Genomic DNA, 19,194 nt, shown 5'->3' on the forward strand with positions numbered 1-19,194 from the left:
CGTGATCTCCTCAGCCCTTGAGCGGCAGCGTGTTCATAGCCGCGTATGTGTCGTCGAAAGATTGAAGCTTGCCGTCCGAGCCGAGGCCCATGGCGACCTTGGCGGCGACGGCCGTGGCGAAGCGTGCGCTGGTGCGCAAATCCCAGCCCTTGGAAAGGCCGACAATGATGCCGGCAGTAAAACTGTCGCCGCAGCCCGTCGTGTCGACCACCTGAATGTCATGCGCCGGCAGCGTGAAGGCATCGCCCTGCTCCGGCGACACATAAACGCCGGCGCCGCCGAGCGTCAGCACGGCATTCTTGACGCCGCGTTCCTTGAAGAAGCGCGCCACATCAGCCGGCTTTTCGGTGCCCGCCATTTCCGCCGCTTCTTCGATGGAGGGCACGAAATAGTCGATATAGGGCAGAAGTGGCTTCACCAACTCGACCGTATGCGGATTCGCCTGGATGAGGTCGAATGTGGTCGTCCGGCCCATCTCCTTGGCCTTACGCATGAAGGCGATCGACGGGTCGCCGTCGAAGGATTTCAGTAGTCCGGTCCCGCCGACATGGACGATCGGAGCGTCGAGCGCCCCCTCCAGATCCTCGTCATGCACCTTGAAGGTCGTGGCCGACCCCGGCACATGCAGCGCCGGACGCTCGCCGTTGGGGCGGACCGGCAGAATGGTGGACGAGGTCTGCACGGTCTTGTCACGCCGGACGAGATCGGTGTTCATGCCATAGCGTTGCATCTTGGCGATCAGGAAGTCGCCCATGTCGTCATCACCGACGGTCGTGACCATGCGGGTTTTCAGGCCGAGGATCGCGCAGTCCATCGCTGTAGCAGCGGCTGTGCCGGCGACCGTCATGCGGATTTCCTCGATGAAATCCGCACGTCCACCCTCGGGGATCCGCGTCACCGGGCGGCCCAGGATATCCAGAACCGCAAAGCCGACCGCGCTTACGTCAAATCGTGTCATGTTCATTTCCTATTCAAAACGCTTGCGAAGGCCGAAGGAAAGTCCGAGCACCAGGAAGACCAGCACGCCGATGCCCACCTGCTGCCAGAAAAAGTTCCAGCCGATCAGCAGCAACCCGTTGCGCATGACGGCGAGCAACAGGACGCCGAGCAGAGTGCCCAGAACCGACGGCCTGCGTTCCGAGCTCACGGCCGTGCCGATAAAGGTCGCGCCAATCGCATCGAGCAAGAAGGCATCGCCCGAGAACGGAACATAGGAGCGCACAGTCGAGGAAAGCAGGATACCGGTGACCGCCGAAAGGACCGAGCAGGCGATAAAAGCCGCCGAAAGATAGAGCGGCACGCGCACGCCGGAATACCACGCCACACCTGGCTGAGCGCCAAGCGCTGCAATGTAACGTCCGAACACAGAGCGATGCACGGCGAGATAGACGACGATTGCGCAAGCAACGAGAACGATCATTGGCGTCGGAATGCCGAAGAGACCGGTGCGCGTGATGGCATCGAACGGCGCGGCAAACTCCGCCCGTGTCAGATAAATCGGGTTGCCACCCTGCGTGGCCAGCTGCTGTACGGATTTGCCGATGAAGAGCACCCCGAGCGTGGCCAGAAACGCGTCGATCTTCAGCTTGTTGATAAGGAAGGCGTTGAGCAGTCCGACGCAGAAGGCCGCAGCGAGCCCGCCGCAGACAGCCCACAGCCCCATGTAGCCGGCCGCGATCATCATGATGAAAACCATCGATGACAGGTCGATGGCAACACCGACCGAAAGGTCGATGCCCCCGGCAGCGATCACAATCGTCATGCCGAGCGCCACTATGGCCAACAGCACGACACGGTTGGAGATCAGGTTGAACAGATTGTCCGCCGACAGGAAGCCGTCCGCGAAAATCGAAAAAAAGACGATCACTGCAACGAAGGCCACGATCACGGCATAATTGGAAAAGGCTTCGACGGAGAAGGTTGCGTTTCTGCTTGTCATGACAGGCCTCAGGACTTTTTCGCGAAGGACGTGACTGCGACCACCAGCAGGATCAGGACACCCTGAACGCCGCTGACCCAGTAGGAAGAGACACCCAGGAGCTGGAAACCGTTGGCCAGGAAGCCGATGAAAAGGGCCGCCAGCAATGTGCCTCCGATGGTCGGGATGAAGCGACGCGAGAAAACTGTGCCGAGCAATGCGGCAGCCAGGGCCGGCAGAAGCATCAATCCGGTACCCGGCGTCGAGGAGGACAGGCGCGTCACGATCAAGATCGCCGCGAGGCTGCCCATCAGGCCGGAGAAGATATAGCTTCCATAGATGTAGCGACCCGTTGCGATGCCCGCCGCGCGCGCTGCCTCGATATGCCCGCCCACAGCATAGAGGCGCAGGCCCAAGGCGCTGAAATGGACGATCCAGATCAAAAGCACGGACGCGATGAGAAGGCACCAGACGAGCGAACTCACGCCGAGAAAGCGTCCGGAACTGAGGATATCGAGCAGTGGCGAGGTCGAAGAAATCACCGTATTCTGCGTAATCGTCAGCTCAAGGCCGCCTGCGATGTTCATGACGGCAAGCGTGCCCAGCAGCGGCATGATCCTGAGCGACACAATAGCGACGCCATTGAGGAAGCCAACTGCGAGGCCGGTGCCGATCGCCGCAAGAAGCGCCAGCACATCACCATAGCCATGGTTGAGCAGGACCACGTAGATCGCGGCAGAAAGCCCTGCATTGGCCGCAACCGAAAGATCGATCCCGCCGCGCTGCACATCCGTGCCCGTACCGATGAATACGATCGTCATGGCATAGGCCAGAAAGCAAAGGATAGCAGACTGCTCGATCACATTCAGAATGTTGAATGGGCCAGTAAAGCCGCGCGCGGTCATGGCGAAATAGACCATGATGCCGCCAAAGGCCAGAAACGCTCCGAGACGGATCAGAAGCTTGATCAGGAAGCGGGAATTCATGCGGCTCTCGGCCACAACAGGAGCTTGTTCGGCAACCATGGTCATTGCGCTTTCCTCATTTCGTTCTGCGAGGCGCCCGATGCAGCAGCGAGCAACCGATCGGCATCGACCTCCCCGCGCTGGTACTCATCGATGATGCGGCCGCGATAGATGACAAGGACGCGGTCACACATCTCGGCAATCTCTTCGAGATCGGACGAGACGAAGATCAGCGCCTTCCCCTCCGAGGCCAGCCGGTTGATAAGCCCGTAGATTTCAATCTTGGCCCCGACGTCAACCGCGACCGTGGGTTCATCGAGGAGATAGACGCGGCTGTTGCAGGACAGCCATTTCGCCACGACCACCTTCTGCTGGTTGCCGCCCGAAAGGTTGCGGACAAGCGTGTGCCTGTTCGGCGTCTTGATGCCGAGCTCCCGGATCAGGCTGTCGATGGCATTTGCTTCCTTACTCTTGCTGATAAAACCCTTGTTCGACACATCGCCGAGAGAAGCGAGCGAGATGTTCTCCCCGACCGAAAGTCCGACCGCGACCCCATGTGCACGTCGGTCCTCGGGGATCATCGCGATGCCCTTACCGACCGCATCGACCGGTGCACGGAACTTGACCTCGCGGCCGTCGACCTTGATAGAGCCCGAATTCGGCTGCTTCTGGCCGAAGAGGCATTGCAGCAATTCCTTGTCACCCGAGCCGAGAAGGCCCGTCAGCCCGACGACTTCGCCGGCGCGAACCGCAAAGCTGACGTTCTGGAAGTGGCCATTCAGCGTCAGACCGTTGACCTCCAGGACAGGTCCGCCGATGTCGACGCTGCGCCTCGGATACATTTCCGAGGTATCGCGGTTCGTCATCATGTCCACGATGGTCTGGATGCCAACGGCGCGAGGATCAACGACACCGACGTCGGTGCCGTTGCGAAGCACCGTGACGGTGTCGCAGATTTCCTCGATCTCCGACATGTAATGCGAGATGAAAACAATGGCCAAGCCCTCGGCCTTCAGCCTGCGCAGCACGGCAAAGAGGCTGTCGACCTCCTTTTTCACAAGCGCTGCCGTCGGCTCGTCCAGCACCAGCACCTTCGCATTGTTGGCGAGCGCCCGCGTGATCTGCACGATCTTCTGCTGGGCGGTCGAAAGCTCGGAAATCAGCGTCTTGGGATCAATGGTCAGCGAAAAGTAGCGCTTGAGCAATTCCGCAGCGCGGCGGTTCATCGCACCATAATTGATGAAGGGTCCGAAGCGCGGCTCGTTGCGCAGGAAGATCGCTTCGGCAATCGTCGCGGTCGACACAAGCAGCCGGTCCTGGTGAATGAAGTGTACGCCCTCTGCCTCGATGCTGGCAGGCGTTATGCCGTTCAGCGGCTTGCCGAAAACGGAAACAGAACCGGTGTCGCGGCCGTAGATGCCGGCAAGAACCTTGATGATCGTCGATTTGCCGGCGCCGTTCTGGCCTACAAGACCATGTATCGTTCCTGACGCAACCTTCAGGTTCGCGCTGTCCAGGGCTTTAACGGGACCGAAAGCCTTGTTGATCGCTTGCATGTCGATGGCGATCTCACTCATGCCAAACTCCACTTTCCGCATGTCAAAAGGTTGCGCACCGCCTCCCGCAAGAGGAGGCGGTGCGCATGTTGCGGCTTACTTCTTCGGGAGGAAGTCCTTGCCAACGGTGGCGGCGTTTTCCTTGTTGATCAGGACCGACGAAACGAAGGTGAACGGCGGTACCGTCTTGCCGTTCAGATAGGCGGCCACGTTGCGGGCAGCCTGGACACCGATCTTGTAAGGCTGCTGTGCCGCAACCGCGCCTGCCGGCGACTTCGGATCGGCAACCATTTCGACATAATCCGGGCTGCCATCGACGCCATAGGTCTTCACGTCGGTGCGGCCGGCAGCCTGGATCGCCTGGGTTGCGCCGACCATCGGCACGTCCCAGCAAGCCCAGATAGCCTTCAGCCCACTATCCTTGCCGTTCTTGGTCAACACGTCGGTCGTGTCCGAATAGGCCTGTTGCACCGTGTTCGGGATAACGTCGCGCAGTTCCGGCTTGATGACTTCAATGTCCGGGAAGGACTTCAGCACATACATCAACTGATCGTAACGGATCTTGCAGACCGGCACCGAATAGAAGCCGTTGAAGACCGCGATCTTGCCCTTGCCACCCATGTCCTGAACAATCTGAAGCGCCAGTTCCGCGCCGATATTGTAGTTGTTGGACGTGGTGTTGTTGATGGCATACGGTGTGGCGGTATCGACCGTGAACAACGGAATGCCGGCTTCTTTGATTTTCTTCAGCCACGGATTGAGGACATCGAGATTGCCCAGCTGCTCGAGAATGGCATCGGGCTTCTGCGAAATCAGCGTCTGGAGCTGACTGACCTGGGTCTGGTCGTTGCGGCCGGCGTCCAGAGCAATGACTTCCGCGCCGAGGCGCTTCAGTTCGTCGATCTGACCCTGATAGGCCTTGAGGTCCCAGTTATGGTCGGTGCCGACGGCCGAAATGCCGATTGTCTTGCCCTTCAGAGACATGCCTTCGTCGCCATCCGCGTGCGCCGCCATCGGCACAACGGCAAGAGCGGCGGCAAGGGCTGCCATTTTCACCGTCGTGCGACGGCTCATGTTCATGGAATGACGCATTTTGAACTCCTCCTGTTTGCATCAATTCAATGGCATCGAACTCCCTTTCGACGCCAATTGGTTCAATCGTCGTCAGCCCGCGTGACCGTATCCGTTCATGCGGCTGATGACATTCTCAATTTCTTCAACACTGAGCAGCGGCGGCTCTCCAAAGGGCAGACACGCGAGATACTGCTTGGCCAAAGTTTCGATCTCTACGGCCATCCACATGGCACGGTCGAGCGTCTTTCCCGTCGCGATCATCCCGTGATGGCCGAGCAGACAGGCGGCGCGGTCGGCAAGGGCAGCCAACGCGTTGCGCGACAGTTCTTCCGTGCCGAACGTCGCATAGGGCGCGCAGCGCACGTCGTGCCCGCCGGCAATGGCAACCATGTAATGCAGCGGTGGAATGCCCTTGCCCATGATCGACAATGTCGTGCAGGCATGGGGATGGGCGTGAACGATTGCTCCGACATCGCTCTTGGTTCGCATGATATCGAGATGGAAACGCCATTCGGAAGACGGCGTCCGATTTCCGGCGACTGAACCGTCAAAGCCCATCCAGACAATGTCTTCGACCTTCATCTGCTTGTAAGGCATGGATGTCGGCGTGATCAGCATGCCGTCGTTCCAGCGCACCGAAATATTGCCGGACGTGCCCTGATTGATGCCTACGCGATTCATTTCGAGGCAGGCTTCGATGATCCCCTCGCGGATATCCCGCTCCGAATCGGTTGAAAAGTTGCTCATGCATGCCTCACTCATATGCTTGTGTAGCCGCCATCGACGGCGACGATCGAACCGGTCATGTAAGACGATGCCGCGGAGGCCAGAAAAACCACCAGCGACGCGATCTCCTGAGGCTCGGCGAGCCGCCCCATGGGCGTCATGTCGAGCCAGGTATTGAAAAGCTCCGGCCTTGCCCGCATCGCCAGCGTCATTTCTGTCGCGACATAGCCCGGCGCCAGCGCATTGACCCGTACGCCGGATTGCGCCCACTCCACCGCCAGCGCCTTGGTCAGCTGGTGGATTGCACCCTTGGAGGCCATGTAGCTGGAGGCAAATTGCGGGCGGTTGACAATCGTCCCGGACATGGAGCCCATGTTGACGACGGAACCGCCGCCAACCTCGATCATGCGTGCGCCAAAGGCCCGGCAGCACCAGAACGTGCCGTTGACATTCACGTCCATGACCCGCCGCCAGTCCTCGTCGCTGATCTCGATGGCCGAATGCAGCTTCGCGATGCCGGCCGAATTGAGCAGCGTATCAACACGACCTGCCCGTGCAAAAATCTGCTCGGCTGCGGCATTCACCTGCTTCGGATCCGTCACGTCGACCACGCTGGTCGCAACCTTGACGCCATCCTTCCCGAGCGTTTCGGCAGCAGTGGCCAGTGTCACGGCATTGAAATCGACAAGCTCGATTGCGGCGCCGCACTGACCGAGTGCACGCGCGGATTCGAGCCCGATGCCGCTTGCGCCGCCCGTTACGACGGCGACCTGACCGGACAGGTCGAAAGCAGTTGAATAGCGCAAAACGTCCTCCTCTTCGGACAGTGACCCATCGGCCGCCCGAAGCTCGAAATTCTCTCTTATGATGTGTGTGGGAGCTGTTTCCTCCCTCCCTGATCATACGATGCCGTGGCATCCGATCATTGTCAATCTGGTTATTACCATAAATTGGAAATTTTTTGGGTATTACCAGAATAAGAGGTGGGGTCAGTTCTTGAAGGTGCCGGTGGAGACGTGGATGCGCGCGACAGCGGAGTTGTAAAAGGCGCGATAAAACTCTAGAGGGGCGCCGTTCGTATCGTAAGCAATGGACTCGATCGAGATCACGGGCTGGCCGGGCGCAATCTCCAGGCGCCGGGCAACATCATCGTCCGGCAGCGCCGCCGTGAACCAACGTTCGGCTCGCTGGGAAACGAGACCGTAGCGGTCCTTCAGGATCTGGAAGATGGACTGGTCGGAAATATCGATATTCTCCATTTCTGGCACCTTGTGGCCGGGCAGCGAGATCAGCGTATGGGTGATTGGACGCCCGTCCGAGCGATAGATGCGGCCAACGCGGATAACCGTTCCATTTGGCGGCAGGTCAAAGACCCGCTTCTCTTCCTCGTCAGGCTGAGCACGGCGGAACTCGAAGGTCTGCGAAGTCACCTTGTGTCCCCGCGCCTCAAGGTCCGAATGAACGGAGACGTTGGAGGTCAGGAAGTTCGTCTCCATCCGCGGCCGCGAAACGAAAATGCCGCGGCGCGGAACCTTGGTGACCAGTCCCTCGTCTGAGAGGCCCGCGAGAGCGGCGCGAACGACCGGACGCGAAACATTGAAAATTTCGCACATCGTCTGCTCGGAGGGCAAAGGATCGTCTAGCAAGAAGAGCTTGCGGCCGATCCTGTCCGCGAGCGCATTTTTTAGCTGGACCCAAAGCGGCGTGGAACTCGTACGGTCGATCAGACCTGCAGCACTGATTTCGGCCAGAAGCTCCGCATTACGACTGTCTTCCTCGACGTTACGCGGCCTGCCCCGGCCACGCTTTTCAAGAATTTCTGTCGCCATGTGGTCTCCCCGCGAATGCACCTGGATCGAAGCACTGGAACGATACAGGTCAAGAGGAATGAATTAAAGCGAACCCACAAAGACTTCAAGCTGCGGTGAAACACATGTTAGCGTGCACCGTGCGCCAGCCTGGCGGCGTCAGGCAAGCGTCGAAGGACCAGCATCGCTGCGATGCCAATGAGCGGTCCGGGAACCAGCAACAGAAAAGCCCATTGCCAACCGCCAATAGCGCCGGCAAAGAGCGGCGTCAGCCAGATGGCTACAACTGTCAGCGCAAAACCGATCGCCATTTGCATCGCAAGCGCCGTGCCGACAAGGCGCTGGTCGGAGAGTTCGGTTACGGCAGCGGAAAATTGCGCGCTATCGCCGATAATCGTCATGCCCCACACGATCGCGACCAACGTGAGAAGCCACACAGGGCCGCTAAAGAAGAAGCCGATCGAAACGGCACAGAGCCCCGATACGGTCATCATGCCCGCCGTGGTCAGGCAACGCCCGATCCGATCCGACAATATGCCTCCAAAGACGCAGCCGACGAAGCCGGACGCGACGATGACGAAGCTGAACATGGACGCTGAGCCAAAGGGGGTATGCACCAGTCCCTTGGACGCTGCGTTCAGAAACGCAAGAATCCAGGCCCACATGGCGTAGAGCTCCCACATGTGGCCGAAATAGCCCAGATTGGCGAGAAAGACCGGCTTCGAACTCAGAACCTTGAGAATCTGCGCCGGGTTGAATGTGGCCTTTCCGAACGGAAACGGGCCTTCGGAAATGGCCAGACCAAACAGGAGTGCAGACAGTATGCAGGTGCCCGAGGACAGAAGAACCACAGTGCGCCAGTCCGCCCCGCCCATCAGCGCCCGAAACAGATGAGGCATGGAGGAACCGAGCGTCAGCGCGCCGATCAGAAAGCCCAGCGCCAGCCCCCTGCCCTTCACGAACCACGTCGCCATCAGCTTCAACGCCGGCGGATAAACGCCGGCGAGCGCAAGTCCCGTGGTGAACCGCGCGAGAATCGCCAACAGCGGCGGCGGGTCGATGAGGAGGCATGCATTGGCAAGCGCAGCGAGAACGCCGGACATCGCAATCAGCCGGTTCATGCGCACGAGATCGGGCAGGTTGACGAGCGACGTCAGCAGCGCTCCCACCACGAAGCCGACCTGCACCGCATTGGTAAACCATGCCGCCTCTGTGGATGTCAGCCCATTTTGCCGGATCAGATCCGGCAGGATGGCCGTTGCCGAAAACCAAGTCGTCAATGCGCCGACAACGCCGAGGCAGATCAGGGACAGCGCCTGCCAGCGCTGTCCGTCATGCGCATCTCCCGTCATGTCACAGTCCTAGCAGCGGCATCGTGTAGGTGACGGCCGTTCCTTCGACGCAGACATCGCCGGCGCCATCATAGACCGAGACCTTCAGCTGGCAGATCGGCTTATCCGGCCGCACCGACACGACCTCCACGCGACCGGTAATGGTCTCACCGACGCCCACTGCCTTCTTGAAATTGAGATTGGTGTTGAGGAACACCGTGCCGGGACCGGGGAGATCCTCCGCGACGCAGGCATTGAGAATGCCCGTGGTGACGCCGCCCTGCACGATCAGCTTTCCGAACGAAGTCTTCTTCGCCAGCGCCTCGTCATAGTGGACCGGGTTGCGGTCGCCGGTCATGTCGGTGAAGGCGGCAATGTCTTCCATCCGCGTCACGCGGCTGCGCTCGGCAACCGCGCCTTCGGCTGGCATGCCCTTGATGACGCCGTCCCAGCCGCTTTTGGTCTCGCTCATGACTGATCTCCCTTTTTACTGTCGTTAACGATTTTGAACGCCGGCAGCACCCGGCCGCCGATATCGGTGGGCTGCATGACGAGCGCCTTGCCGACACGTGGCGCTTCAGTGCCCTGTAAAATGAAAGAGAGCATGGTCGGCCCCTCCTCCAGTTCGACCAGCCCGACGGTGTAAGGTGCCGCCGGCTGCCAGCCCGGATGTCCGGGCTTGTGGATGGTCGAGAAGGACTTCAATCGTCCCCGCCCGGATGCGTCCGCCCAGACAAGTCTGGCACTCCAACAATGCGGGCAAATCTCGCGCGGATAGAAGACGGTGCGGCCGCAGTCGTCGCAGCGCTGGATGAGAAGCCGGCCCTCGGCCGCCGCCGCCCAGAAGGGCTTCGTCAGCTCCGTCTCCGTCGGACCGGGCACTTTCAGTTCTGCAAGATCGATCATGCGTCTGCTCCCAGAACGAGCGCAACCGCCTCGCTCATCGTGGCGCCATTGCCGGTCACGAGGGCAAAGCGCGGATCCCTGATCTGGCGGCCCTGCGCCGCGCCGCGCAACTGGCGCACGGCCTCAGTGACATGCGTCATGCCGCCCGCGAGATCCGGCTGACCGTAGCCGAGCTGTCCGCCATGGGTATTGAGCGGCCAGTCGCCCTCTGGCCCGAAATCATGCGCCCGCATGAAGGCCCCAAAGCCGCCGGGCGGGCAGATGCCGGAATCCTCAAGCGTAGTCGCCACCATGATCGTGTAGCAGTCGTAGAGCGACAGCAAGCTCATGTCCCGCACCGTCAGACCCGACTGCGCAAACGCCCGCGCCATGGAAGGCTTGAGCGGTCCCGAGGTCAGATCCGGAGCTTGGCTGACGGCGCGATGAGTGATCTTTTCGCCAGCACCCAGAAGATGGACGGCCCGCCCGCCCAGCGACCGGGCCCGCGCCACCGAGGTGACGATGACCGCCTCAGCGCCCGCTACCGGCATGACGATCTCGAACAGACGAAGCGGCGAGGCGATGAGCGGAGAAGCCAGCACATCCTCGACGCTCGCCGGCTGGCCATGGAAAATGGCGTTCGGGTTGCGCTGCGCATTGGCGCGTGCCCAATGCGCGATCAGCGCGAAATCTTCATCCGTCGAGCCGTAGCGCGCCATATGCGCCTGCTTCAGCAGAGCATAGGAAATGTTGGCACCGGAAGCGCCGAAGGGTACGTCGAATTCGCGGATAGGATTGCGGTTAGGGCTGCGCGGCGATTCCGGATTGCGGTGATTGCCGATGACACACAGCACCGTCTCGCACATACCGGCATCGATGGCCGCCGCCGCGCGCCAGATCATGCCGGGGCCCGAAGCTCCACCAAGATCGACCACATTGGACATGTTTGGCTGCAGACCCAGATACTCCGACACAGTCGCCGGAACATGCTGCGGCGTCTCGCCGACCTGCGGACCGACCAGAAGTCCGTCAATGGCGTCCTTCTCCAAGCCTGCATCGGAAAGCGCCAGGGCTGAAGCCCGCGCCAGCATGCCCAGCGTCGTTTCGCCTTCCGTCCGGCGCACGGGCTTCAATGATCCCACACCAATCAATACTGCCTTGGACCGTATCACAGCGCCGCCTCCGGTCGCAGTGCGGCAAAAGCGGACAGGCTTGCCGGATTCGCGAGCGAGTCCTTGTTCTTAACCTCAAGTCCTGAGACGACGGCCTTTGCCGCCCCTTCAACGCGCTTGCCGTTCAGTGTATAGGGAATGTCAGCCACCGTGTAGATCGCGGCCGGCACATGGCGGGGCGAGCATTCGGCGCGCAACCTGCTCCGGATCGACCTGGCCAGTTCGGCGTCCGCGCTGCGCCCTTCTGCCATTTTCAGGCACAGAACAATTTCCTCGTCATTGTCGATCGGCCGGCCGAAGACAATGCAGTCTTCAATCTCCGCAAACCGCTCACACACATTGTAGATATCGGCCGTACCGATGCGAACGCCGCCAGGATTGAGCGTGAAATCCGACCGGCCATGGATGACCGCGCTGCCATCGGCATTCATCGTCGCGCGGTCGCCATGGGTCCAGATTTCGGCCCGGTCGGCGAAGTAAGTCTTGCGATAGCGCTCGTCGCCATCCGGCCCCCAGAAGGTGAGCGGCATGGAGGGGAAAGGCTCGGTACAGACGAGTTCGCCCGCGCGCCCGACAACCGGCGCGCTGCGCTCGTCGAGAACATTCACCGCCATGCCCAGCGCCTTGACCGTCAGCATGCCGCGCCGGACAGGGTGCAGCGGCGAACCGAGGAGAAAACAACCCATGATTTCGGTGCCGCCCGAGATAGAGGCAAAGCCAACGTCCTTCTTGATCGCGCTGTAGATCCAGTCGAACTGATGCGGCGCGACCGGACTTCCGGCCGACATGAGCCAGCGCAGGGAGCCGAGATCGAAGGCCTTGTCCGGCTCGAAGCCGCTATCTGCCAGAGTCGCCAGATATTTCGGCGAGATGCCGAGATGCGTCAGCTTCTCGCCTTCCACGATCCGCCAGAGCGGTGTGCAATCGAGACCGGTCTCGGTCTTGAGGATCGGCGCACCGTCGTAAAGCACGAGAACGGCATCGCAGGCGAGCGCCGAAACGATCCAGTGATACATCATCCAGGCGGTGTTCGAGTACCAAAGCACCCGATCGCCCGACCGCACGTCGCCATGCAGCAGATGTTCCTTCACCTGCTGGAGCAGCACGCCGCCGGTGCGATGCACGATCGCCTTGGGCTTGCCGGTCGTGCCAGACGTATAGAGAATATAGACGGGCTCGTTGAAGCCGATGCGCGCGAAGTCAAGCGCAGCCTCCGCAGTGCCGAATTCGGCGTAATCCGCGAGCGGCGCGGCGCAGGAGAAGCCGGCCGGGCCGACGTGAACGACCTCTGCCAGCCCTTCGAGACCCGCGATGATGCTCTCCAGCCGCTGGGCAATATCATACGCCTTGCCGCCGTAACGGAACTGCGCCTGCACAAAGACCACTTTGGGTCGCACCTGGCCAATGCGGTCGAGAATGGCCGCCGCGCCGAAATCCGGCGAGCAGGAGGTCCAGACCGCACCAATCGAGGCAGTGGCCAGCAGCGTGACGAGGTTCTCGATCCGGTTTGGCAGAATGGTCGCAACCCGGTCGCCCTGACCGACGCCGGCCTGTTTCAGACCCGCAGCGACGCGGGCGACTTCCGCGCGCAACCAATCTCGCCTGACCTCACGGCGACCTCCTGCCTCGTCAGTCTCCACAACGCAGACGGCCTCGCCGGCCCCGCGGAGCAGGTTTTCCGCCAGATTGAGCTTCGCATCGGGAAAGAAGGCCGCACCCGTCATCCAGGCCTTCGACGAAGGCACGAAATCGCGATCCCCCGGCTCGCCGACAAGACCGGCAAAGTCCCATACAGAGCGCCAGAATGCACCGGGCGTGGCAATCGACCAGCGATGAAGGCCGTCGTAATCATTCGGGTCGATCCCCGCCATCCGGGCAAACCGCGCCATTCCCGAACCATGCGCCATGGTTTCGGGCGGGCTCCAGAGCTTCTCCGCCATGTCTTCTAATCCTCCTCCGGGCGGGTCGGAAATTTCGGCCCCACCCTGCTTCACGACGGACTATATTTTGAGTATAACCAGAATGTCAATATTCTGATCATGACAAGAATTTGGGAGACTGATATGGCAACGGATGTGTTCATCGTCGCGGCGAAGCGATCGGCAATCGGACGGCTCGGCGGTGCATTGTCGGAGCTTGCGGCCGCCGAGATCGGCGCGCAGGTGATTGCGCATCTCCTGAAGGAGGCGGATGTCGACCCGGCCGCCATTGATGAGGTCATCATCGGACAGGTGCTTTCCGGCGGCGCGGGGCAGAACCCCGCCCGACAGGCCTCGCTGCGCGGTGGTCTGCCGGTCCATGTCCCGGCCTCAACCCTCAATATGTTGTGCGGCGCGGGGCAGAAATCCATCCACATGGCGGCCCAGGCCATCAAGGCCGGCGAGGCGGACCTGATCCTCGCCGGCGGGCAGGATTCCATGAGCCGCGCGCCTTACGTGGTCGAAAAGGCCCGTTTCGGCCAGAAGATGGGCGACATCGCCATGCGCGACATGATGGTGCTGGACGGACTATGGGACACGTTCCACGACGTCCATATGGGCGTGACGATCGAGCAGATCGCACGGCGCTTCCAGATCACCCGCGCGGAGCAGGACGCATTCGCCCTCGCCTCCCAGCAAAAGGCGCTCGCGGCGCAGGAGGCCGGACGTTTTGCCGCCGAAATCGCTCCCGTCTCCGTGCCGTCTCTCAATGGACCACAGGTCTTCGACACGGACGAGCACCCGCGCGCCACAACGCTCAAACGTCTGGCCGCCATGCTCCCGGCATTTGAGCAGGACGGAACGATCACCGCCGGCAATGCCTCGGGCCTCAACGATGGCGCGTCCGCCGTTCTCGTCGCCTCGGAAAAACGGATGAACGAACTTGGCCTGACGCCGCTGGCACGGATCGCCTCTTATGCCAGCTTTGGCATGGAGCCGATGGATATGGGGCTCGCCCCGGTCGGCGCGGCACGCGGCGCGCTCAGCCGCGCCGGCTGGAGCGTCGGCGATCTCGATGTGATGGAGGTCAACGAAGCCTTCGCGGCGCAATCCATTGCCGTGCACAGGGAAATGGGCTGGGACCCGGAACGCGCCAATCCCAATGGCGGCGCGATCGCGCTCGGTCACCCGCTCGCCGCCTCCGGAAACCGGATCGTCGTCTCGCTGGCGCATGAAATGATGCGCGGAAATGCCAGACGCGGACTTGCCACATTGTGCATCGGCGGCGGTATGGGCGTCGCCATCTGCCTGGAACGAGCCTGACAGCGGGTCGCTTGAGACGCAAAACCGCAGCCGCACTGATTCGGTTAAAGGTCGAAACAAGGTCGACGCGTGCGGCGCGGCCGCCAACAATGGAACGCATCTCGAGGTGCTCAATGAAAAATGAGATCATAAACTGAGACCGAAAATGCGCTCGGCGCAACGATTCAGAATGGCGAAAGGGGAGAAGCAAAATGCGGAAATTACTTCCGCTTTGAACTGCGACCAGGTGCTGAGCACGGGCCTGATGGCGCAGAGACTTGTCAATTCGGCCTGTTTTGGCGGCTTGAAAAACGGTTCGCCGTATTTGGGTCCGCCAGAGCGGCAGCCGTGCTGATCCAACATGAATGGCAGGAAAGCGCCTCCATATAGGCCTTTCAGCATGTTCTGTCGTTTGCCCGAAACCTGCCGGTCTGCTCGCCTAGTCTGCAAAGCGCCAATAGGAGACATTGTGCCTGACGCAAAACGCCCTATTCTGCGACGTCGCAAAAGTCAGGAAAACAAGTGTCGCTTTAATTGGGATTTTCGCGAGTGCATAGAAGAGCGATCATTGATGGGCTATGATTTGTGTTTTCTAGGTCGATCTAACCCGAGGAAGCCATGGAATTAATGTCTGTAGCCATCTTTGCCGGTGCCCTGCTTCTGAATGCGGGAACTCCAGGTCCGAGCATCGCCGCGCTGGTATCGCGTGTGATTACCAGCGGTTGGCGCGACGTGATCCCCTTCGTCGCTGCCATGTGGATCGGCGAAGTGATCTGGCTCACCATGGCCATGGCTGGCCTCACCGCGCTGGCGCAGACATTTCAGTTCGGCTTTCGTGTCCTGAAGTGGCTCGGCGTCGCCTATCTTTGCTGGCTGGCGTTCAAGATGTGGCGCAAGCCGGTGGGCGAAGCTGCTGACGATCTTCCTCGACGGGCTTCGCCATTGTCCATGTTCGGTGCGGGCATGGCGCTCACCTTGGGCAACCCGAAGATCATGGTCTTCTACCTTGCCCTTCTGCCATCCCTGATCGACCTTTCGGAGACAGGAGTTCGGGAATGGGCGATCCTCGCCGCCATCACGCTGATGACGCTGGCCGCGATCGATCTGACCTGGACCTTCCTTGCCCACAAGGCGCGGTTTCTGTTGCGAACCCCTCGTGCCACACGGATTGCCAACCGGATTGGAGCCGTCGCTCTGGGCGGGGCCGCCGCCGCTATCGCGACACGAAATTAATGGTCGAGATCAGAGAAGCGGATCCCGAGGACTTGCCTGCCGTTCACTCGATCACGCAAAAGGCTTATGCGGTTTGGCTACCCGTTTTAGGCTGTCCGCCCCAGCCCATGACAGACGATCACGGCCCCCGCATCCAACGCGGCGACGTTTTGCTGGCTTGCGAGGGTGAATCGGTGCTCGGGCTTGTCGCTATTGAACGGGGTGATGACCATCATATGATTTTCAGTGTGGCTGTTCATCCGGACAACGCAGGAAAAGGCATCGGACCTCGTCTAATTGCAGAGGCGGAACGTCGCGCTCGCCTTGCTGGAAAAGCCCGCATGACGCTCTACACCAATGCGCTTATGATTAGGAATATCGCTCTGTATCGGAAGCTCGGCTACCGTGAAATCGGCCGTCGCCCGAATGCAGCGAGGCCTGGTTTTACGATCGTAGATATGGAGAAGGCGCTGATAGAACCTTCCGACCTGTAATGTTCGGTTAATAGCGGTTTATTCGCAGAAATCCTGACATTCGCGACAGATCGACCGCGCCTGAATTTTAAGGGGGAATTTCTATCGCGAAACTCAGGTGCAAAAATCAGAGTTTCGCGACCGACTTATGCGACGACCGATGACCGCAATGGGCCGAAACGCGCTGCTGCTCAGCGCCAAATGCGGTCATCACACGTCAAGCACGAACAAACCCTCTGATAGTGATCCCGCTTCCGCCTGTAAAATCTTGCGGGCGCTCCATATCAGCATCTGCTGCAGCGAACTCAAACGCATCGTCTGACAGCGTGTAAATGGCCGGAAGCTTCTTCCCTTCATCACTGCCTATGCTATCGATCCAGTCGATGCGTTTTGGGGATGTAGCGCCATCAATCATGAACTTTCCTTGGACTAGCGCTTCCCCACCTGGAATCGCCACATGGAAAGTCTGGCCCACGATTGTCATGACCGCATCTGGTGCGCCATGAGTGTCGATTGGATCGACAATCCCATTTTCTTCAAACCTCACCTGTCGCCATAGACCCTGAAATCGCATTAGATCGGTTTCCATAGCGAATGCCTCCGTTTGCTGAAGTTGCATCGTAAAACCTGTGGTCGAAATGCAATGCCTCAAGCAATCTGGCCGTTATGACCGCTTCGGGCCGAAACGCTTCTGCTGCTCAGCGCCAGGAGCGGACATTGCCGCCGCCGCAAAACTCCCTATTCTGCGACGTCGCAAAAGTCAGGAAAACAAATGTCGCGTTAATTGCGATTTCCGCGACACCTAATCCCTTGAAACCTGCCCTTGACATTGACACTAGTGTCAAGGTGCTAGGCATGCGTGGAAAGGGATCGAGATGCAGATCAAGGAAGCGGCCGAAAGGCTCAGGATTTCGGAGCGTATGTTGCGGCACTACGAGAAGGCGGGCCTCATGGACGCGCGTCGCTCGCAGAACGGCTATCGCAGCTATAGCGAAGCCGACCTGCGTCGCGCGGGCCGCATCCGCGATCTCATTGCGACGGGCTTTTCCACGCGCGAGGTCCGCGCCATGGCGGCCTGCCTCTCCGACGAGGGGGCAGGCCCCTGCGACGGCGGCATTCCGCAACTGCTGGAGAAACTTGAGCATATCGACCGGCTACGCGCCGATCTCGATGCACGGCGGGAAGCGGTCCTCGACCGCCTCGCCATGTTCAGGGAGTCCCTTTCGCTCCATCACGAAAGGAACGACCCAAACCATGCTACGCCTGATATTTCTCTTCCTGATCGCCTTCCTCGTCGGAGCCGACGAATTCTTGCTGGGACCGATCCTGACACCGATCGGCGCTGACCTTTCGGTTCCTCCCGAGCGCATTGCCCTCTTCATCACCGCCTACAGCTTACCGCTGGCCTTTATGGCTCCGATCCTCGGCGGGATCTCCGACCGATACGGCCGTCTCGCCGTGCTCGTGCCTGCAACCCTCGTATTCGGCCTGGCATCGCTTGCCACGTCCCTCGTCCCTAGCTTCGACATCGGGATCGCGACCCGCATCCTGACCGGCGCGGCCAGTGGCGGGATGCTCGGCATCGCCATGGCGATGGCCGGCGATCTCGGTGAGAGGGGAGCGGCCAAAGCCATTGCCTTCGTCACGTCAGGCCTAACGCTTGGCATCATCCTCAGCCCTGGAATTGGGGCGGTCTCGACGGAGTTCTGGTCATGGCGCTTTGCGTTCGGCGCGATCGGTGGGTTAGCTCTGATCGTGATGCTGCTCGGTCTACCGTCGCTACGTGCGGCTCGCAGGGCGAACAGTCAGCCGAATATGGATATCGCCGAACCGGCAGGACCGCTCTTCGTGCCTGGAGCGTTGGGAAGCCTGATCGCCATGGCGGCAGGTCTCGGCGGTGCCATCGGCTGCTTTGCCCTCGTCGGTGAGCGGCTTCGCTCCCTCTACGACTGGGATACGGCAACGGTCGGTATGATCTATGCCGCCTTCGGTATTCTCACACTGGCCGGCAACTTTGCCATGCCGATCGCGCTTGCGCGGATCGGAAGCGGCCGGGCCCTGATGCGGGTCGCACTGCTGTTCGTGATGGCCGCTATTGCCGTTACCTATGTCTTTGACGCGCTCGGACCGATTCCGATCTTGCTGGCTCTGGCGATCTGGGCAGTTCTCGGCGGCATAGGTGCCCCTGGTCTGCAAACTCATATCGCGCAGCTATCACCTTGCCGCAGAGGCGCGTTGATGGCGCTAGCCGGAAGCGCCATGAATCTCGGTGTAGCAGGCGCTTCCGCGCTTGTTGCTGCCGTTTATCCTGCCAGCCCGCCATGGGTTGCCGCCGTCGGCGCAGGGCTTATCGCAATTGCGATTGTTGCCCTTCGTCCGTCGCACAATGGCGAAACTGAAGTGGCTTCGTCCGGATGAGTGGGGCTTTTCACAGAATTCCTGACTTTCGCGAAAGATCGACCGCGCCTGAATATTAAGAGGGAATTTCTGTCGCAGAACTCGGTCGCAAAACTCAGAGTGTCGCGGCCGATTTTTGCGACGGCGAATGACCGCTATGGGCCAAACTCCGACAACAGCGCGAGAAGAGCACATGGCTGCTATCGCCTCCCGCCACCCAAGATCGGACGGTCCCCTGCCGGCCCCGAAGCGGAAATTATTTCCTCATTGAACCACCACCCAGGTGCTGAGCCTGGGCCTGATGGCGCAGAGACTTGTCGATTCGGCTTACATTGACCTGCCACTGAGAATTTCCTCCAAAATTGATTAGAGTTCGGCCCATTGAGGACGGACTTATGAAGAAGCAGAGATTTACAGAAGAGCAGATTATTGGGGTGCTGCGCGAGCAGGAGGCTG

19 protein-coding genes are annotated in these 19,194 nt (G+C 60.4%); 5 read left to right on the top strand and 14 right to left on the bottom strand.

Features of this window, described 5'->3' with window-relative positions; translation table 11 throughout:
* Window positions 1–10: 10 nt before the first annotated feature.
* The 13 genes from LQK84_RS21395 to LQK84_RS21455 all read right to left on the bottom strand — a co-directional run bounded on the left by LQK84_RS21395 (window position 11) and on the right by LQK84_RS21455 (window position 13,375).
* Window positions 11–958 (bottom strand): carbohydrate kinase family protein, encoded by a 948-nt coding sequence (locus tag LQK84_RS21395; protein ID WP_230830813.1) that lies wholly within the window; start codon window positions 956–958, stop codon window positions 11–13.
* Between the two features lie 9 nt (window positions 959–967).
* Window positions 968–1,939, bottom strand: coding sequence for an ABC transporter permease (locus tag LQK84_RS21400; protein WP_230830814.1), 972 nt, complete (start codon window positions 1,937–1,939; stop codon window positions 968–970).
* Between the two features lie 8 nt (window positions 1,940–1,947).
* Complete coding sequence (locus tag LQK84_RS21405) at window positions 1,948–2,949, bottom strand: ABC transporter permease (RefSeq protein ID WP_230830815.1); 1,002 nt, start codon at window positions 2,947–2,949, stop codon at window positions 1,948–1,950.
* The gene (locus LQK84_RS21410) at window positions 2,946–4,460 is read right to left on the bottom strand and encodes a sugar ABC transporter ATP-binding protein (protein ID WP_230830816.1); all 1,515 of its coding nucleotides are present in this window, start codon (window positions 4,458–4,460) and stop codon (window positions 2,946–2,948) included. The genes LQK84_RS21405 and LQK84_RS21410 overlap by 4 nt, the downstream gene beginning before the upstream one ends.
* Before the next feature lie 75 nt (window positions 4,461–4,535).
* Window positions 4,536–5,531, bottom strand: coding sequence for a sugar ABC transporter substrate-binding protein (locus LQK84_RS21415; protein WP_109855220.1), 996 nt, complete (start codon window positions 5,529–5,531; stop codon window positions 4,536–4,538).
* A gap of 72 nt (window positions 5,532–5,603) precedes the next feature.
* Entirely contained in the window at window positions 5,604–6,260 is a 657-nt protein-coding gene (locus LQK84_RS21420) for a class II aldolase/adducin family protein (protein WP_230830817.1), read from the bottom strand.
* Window positions 6,261–6,271: 11 nt separating this feature from the next.
* A complete protein-coding gene (locus LQK84_RS21425) occupies window positions 6,272–7,045 on the bottom strand; it encodes an SDR family NAD(P)-dependent oxidoreductase (RefSeq protein WP_230830818.1) in 774 nt (257 codons plus the stop codon).
* Window positions 7,046–7,228: 183 nt separating this feature from the next.
* Complete coding sequence (locus LQK84_RS21430) at window positions 7,229–8,068, bottom strand: GntR family transcriptional regulator (protein WP_230830819.1); 840 nt, start codon at window positions 8,066–8,068, stop codon at window positions 7,229–7,231.
* Between the two features lie 107 nt (window positions 8,069–8,175).
* Complete coding sequence (locus LQK84_RS21435) at window positions 8,176–9,399, bottom strand: MFS transporter (protein WP_230830820.1); 1,224 nt, start codon at window positions 9,397–9,399, stop codon at window positions 8,176–8,178.
* Window position 9,400: 1 nt separating this feature from the next.
* Complete coding sequence (locus tag LQK84_RS21440; RefSeq protein WP_230830821.1) at window positions 9,401–9,850, bottom strand: MaoC family dehydratase; 450 nt, start codon at window positions 9,848–9,850, stop codon at window positions 9,401–9,403.
* Complete coding sequence (locus tag LQK84_RS21445; protein ID WP_230830822.1) at window positions 9,847–10,284, bottom strand: Zn-ribbon domain-containing OB-fold protein; 438 nt, start codon at window positions 10,282–10,284, stop codon at window positions 9,847–9,849. The genes LQK84_RS21440 and LQK84_RS21445 overlap by 4 nt, the downstream gene beginning before the upstream one ends.
* Entirely contained in the window at window positions 10,281–11,387 is a 1,107-nt protein-coding gene (locus LQK84_RS21450) for a thiolase family protein (RefSeq protein WP_230830823.1), read from the bottom strand. The genes LQK84_RS21445 and LQK84_RS21450 overlap by 4 nt, the downstream gene beginning before the upstream one ends.
* Before the next feature lie 44 nt (window positions 11,388–11,431).
* Window positions 11,432–13,375 carry an acetoacetate--CoA ligase gene (locus tag LQK84_RS21455; protein WP_230830824.1) on the bottom strand — a complete coding sequence of 648 codons (1,944 nt, stop codon included), beginning with the start codon at window positions 13,373–13,375 and terminating at the stop codon, window positions 11,432–11,434.
* 123 nt (window positions 13,376–13,498) lie between these two features.
* Between LQK84_RS21455 and LQK84_RS21460 the strand changes: the two genes are divergently transcribed.
* The 3 genes from LQK84_RS21460 (at window position 13,499) to LQK84_RS21470 (ending at window position 16,362) form a co-directional block, all read left to right on the top strand.
* Window positions 13,499–14,677 carry an acetyl-CoA C-acetyltransferase gene (locus LQK84_RS21460; protein ID WP_230830825.1) on the top strand — a complete coding sequence of 393 codons (1,179 nt, stop codon included), beginning with the start codon at window positions 13,499–13,501 and terminating at the stop codon, window positions 14,675–14,677.
* A 597-nt stretch (window positions 14,678–15,274) separates the two neighbouring features.
* Window positions 15,275–15,889, top strand: coding sequence for a LysE family translocator (locus LQK84_RS21465; RefSeq protein ID WP_230830826.1), 615 nt, complete (start codon window positions 15,275–15,277; stop codon window positions 15,887–15,889).
* The gene (locus LQK84_RS21470; RefSeq protein ID WP_230830827.1) at window positions 15,889–16,362 is read left to right on the top strand and encodes a GNAT family N-acetyltransferase; all 474 of its coding nucleotides are present in this window, start codon (window positions 15,889–15,891) and stop codon (window positions 16,360–16,362) included. Before LQK84_RS21465 ends, LQK84_RS21470 begins: the two co-directional genes overlap by 1 nt.
* 196 nt (window positions 16,363–16,558) lie before the next feature.
* On the opposite strand, the gene LQK84_RS21475 is transcribed toward LQK84_RS21470, so the two are convergent.
* On the bottom strand, window positions 16,559–16,930 hold the full coding sequence (locus LQK84_RS21475; RefSeq protein WP_230830828.1) for a TIGR03067 domain-containing protein: 372 nt from the start codon (window positions 16,928–16,930) through the stop codon (window positions 16,559–16,561).
* A gap of 286 nt (window positions 16,931–17,216) precedes the next feature.
* Here LQK84_RS21475 and LQK84_RS21480 point away from each other — a divergent pair, with 286 nt between their 5' ends.
* Window positions 17,217–17,687, top strand: coding sequence for a MerR family transcriptional regulator (locus LQK84_RS21480; RefSeq protein ID WP_230830829.1), 471 nt, complete (start codon window positions 17,217–17,219; stop codon window positions 17,685–17,687).
* Complete coding sequence (locus LQK84_RS21485) at window positions 17,653–18,759, top strand: MFS transporter (RefSeq protein WP_230830830.1); 1,107 nt, start codon at window positions 17,653–17,655, stop codon at window positions 18,757–18,759. Before LQK84_RS21480 ends, LQK84_RS21485 begins: the two co-directional genes overlap by 35 nt.
* Window positions 18,760–19,194 lie beyond the last annotated feature (435 nt).

This window comes from Rhizobium sp. C4, from assembly GCF_021026315.1.
GTDB lineage: Bacteria > Pseudomonadota > Alphaproteobacteria > Rhizobiales > Rhizobiaceae > Ensifer_A.

Coding starts and splice junctions, on each gene's coding strand:
- LQK84_RS21395 (WP_230830813.1), bottom strand. CDS start 958: ATGACACGATTTGACGTAAGCGCGGTCGGCTTTGCGGTTCTGGATATC.
- LQK84_RS21400 (WP_230830814.1), bottom strand. CDS start 1,939: ATGACAAGCAGAAACGCAACCTTCTCCGTCGAAGCCTTTTCCAATTAT.
- LQK84_RS21405 (WP_230830815.1), bottom strand. CDS start 2,949: ATGACCATGGTTGCCGAACAAGCTCCTGTTGTGGCCGAGAGCCGCATG.
- LQK84_RS21410 (WP_230830816.1), bottom strand. CDS start 4,460: ATGAGTGAGATCGCCATCGACATGCAAGCGATCAACAAGGCTTTCGGT.
- LQK84_RS21415 (WP_109855220.1), bottom strand. CDS start 5,531: ATGCGTCATTCCATGAACATGAGCCGTCGCACGACGGTGAAAATGGCA.
- LQK84_RS21420 (WP_230830817.1), bottom strand. CDS start 6,260: ATGAGCAACTTTTCAACCGATTCGGAGCGGGATATCCGCGAGGGGATC.
- LQK84_RS21430 (WP_230830819.1), bottom strand. CDS start 8,068: ATGGCGACAGAAATTCTTGAAAAGCGTGGCCGGGGCAGGCCGCGTAAC.
- LQK84_RS21435 (WP_230830820.1), bottom strand. CDS start 9,399: ATGACGGGAGATGCGCATGACGGACAGCGCTGGCAGGCGCTGTCCCTG.
- LQK84_RS21440 (WP_230830821.1), bottom strand. CDS start 9,850: ATGAGCGAGACCAAAAGCGGCTGGGACGGCGTCATCAAGGGCATGCCA.
- LQK84_RS21445 (WP_230830822.1), bottom strand. CDS start 10,284: ATGATCGATCTTGCAGAACTGAAAGTGCCCGGTCCGACGGAGACGGAG.
- LQK84_RS21455 (WP_230830824.1), bottom strand. CDS start 13,375: ATGGCGGAGAAGCTCTGGAGCCCGCCCGAAACCATGGCGCATGGTTCG.
- LQK84_RS21460 (WP_230830825.1), top strand. CDS start 13,499: ATGGCAACGGATGTGTTCATCGTCGCGGCGAAGCGATCGGCAATCGGA.
- LQK84_RS21465 (WP_230830826.1), top strand. CDS start 15,275: ATGGAATTAATGTCTGTAGCCATCTTTGCCGGTGCCCTGCTTCTGAAT.
- LQK84_RS21470 (WP_230830827.1), top strand. CDS start 15,889: ATGGTCGAGATCAGAGAAGCGGATCCCGAGGACTTGCCTGCCGTTCAC.
- LQK84_RS21475 (WP_230830828.1), bottom strand. CDS start 16,930: ATGGAAACCGATCTAATGCGATTTCAGGGTCTATGGCGACAGGTGAGG.
- LQK84_RS21480 (WP_230830829.1), top strand. CDS start 17,217: ATGCAGATCAAGGAAGCGGCCGAAAGGCTCAGGATTTCGGAGCGTATG.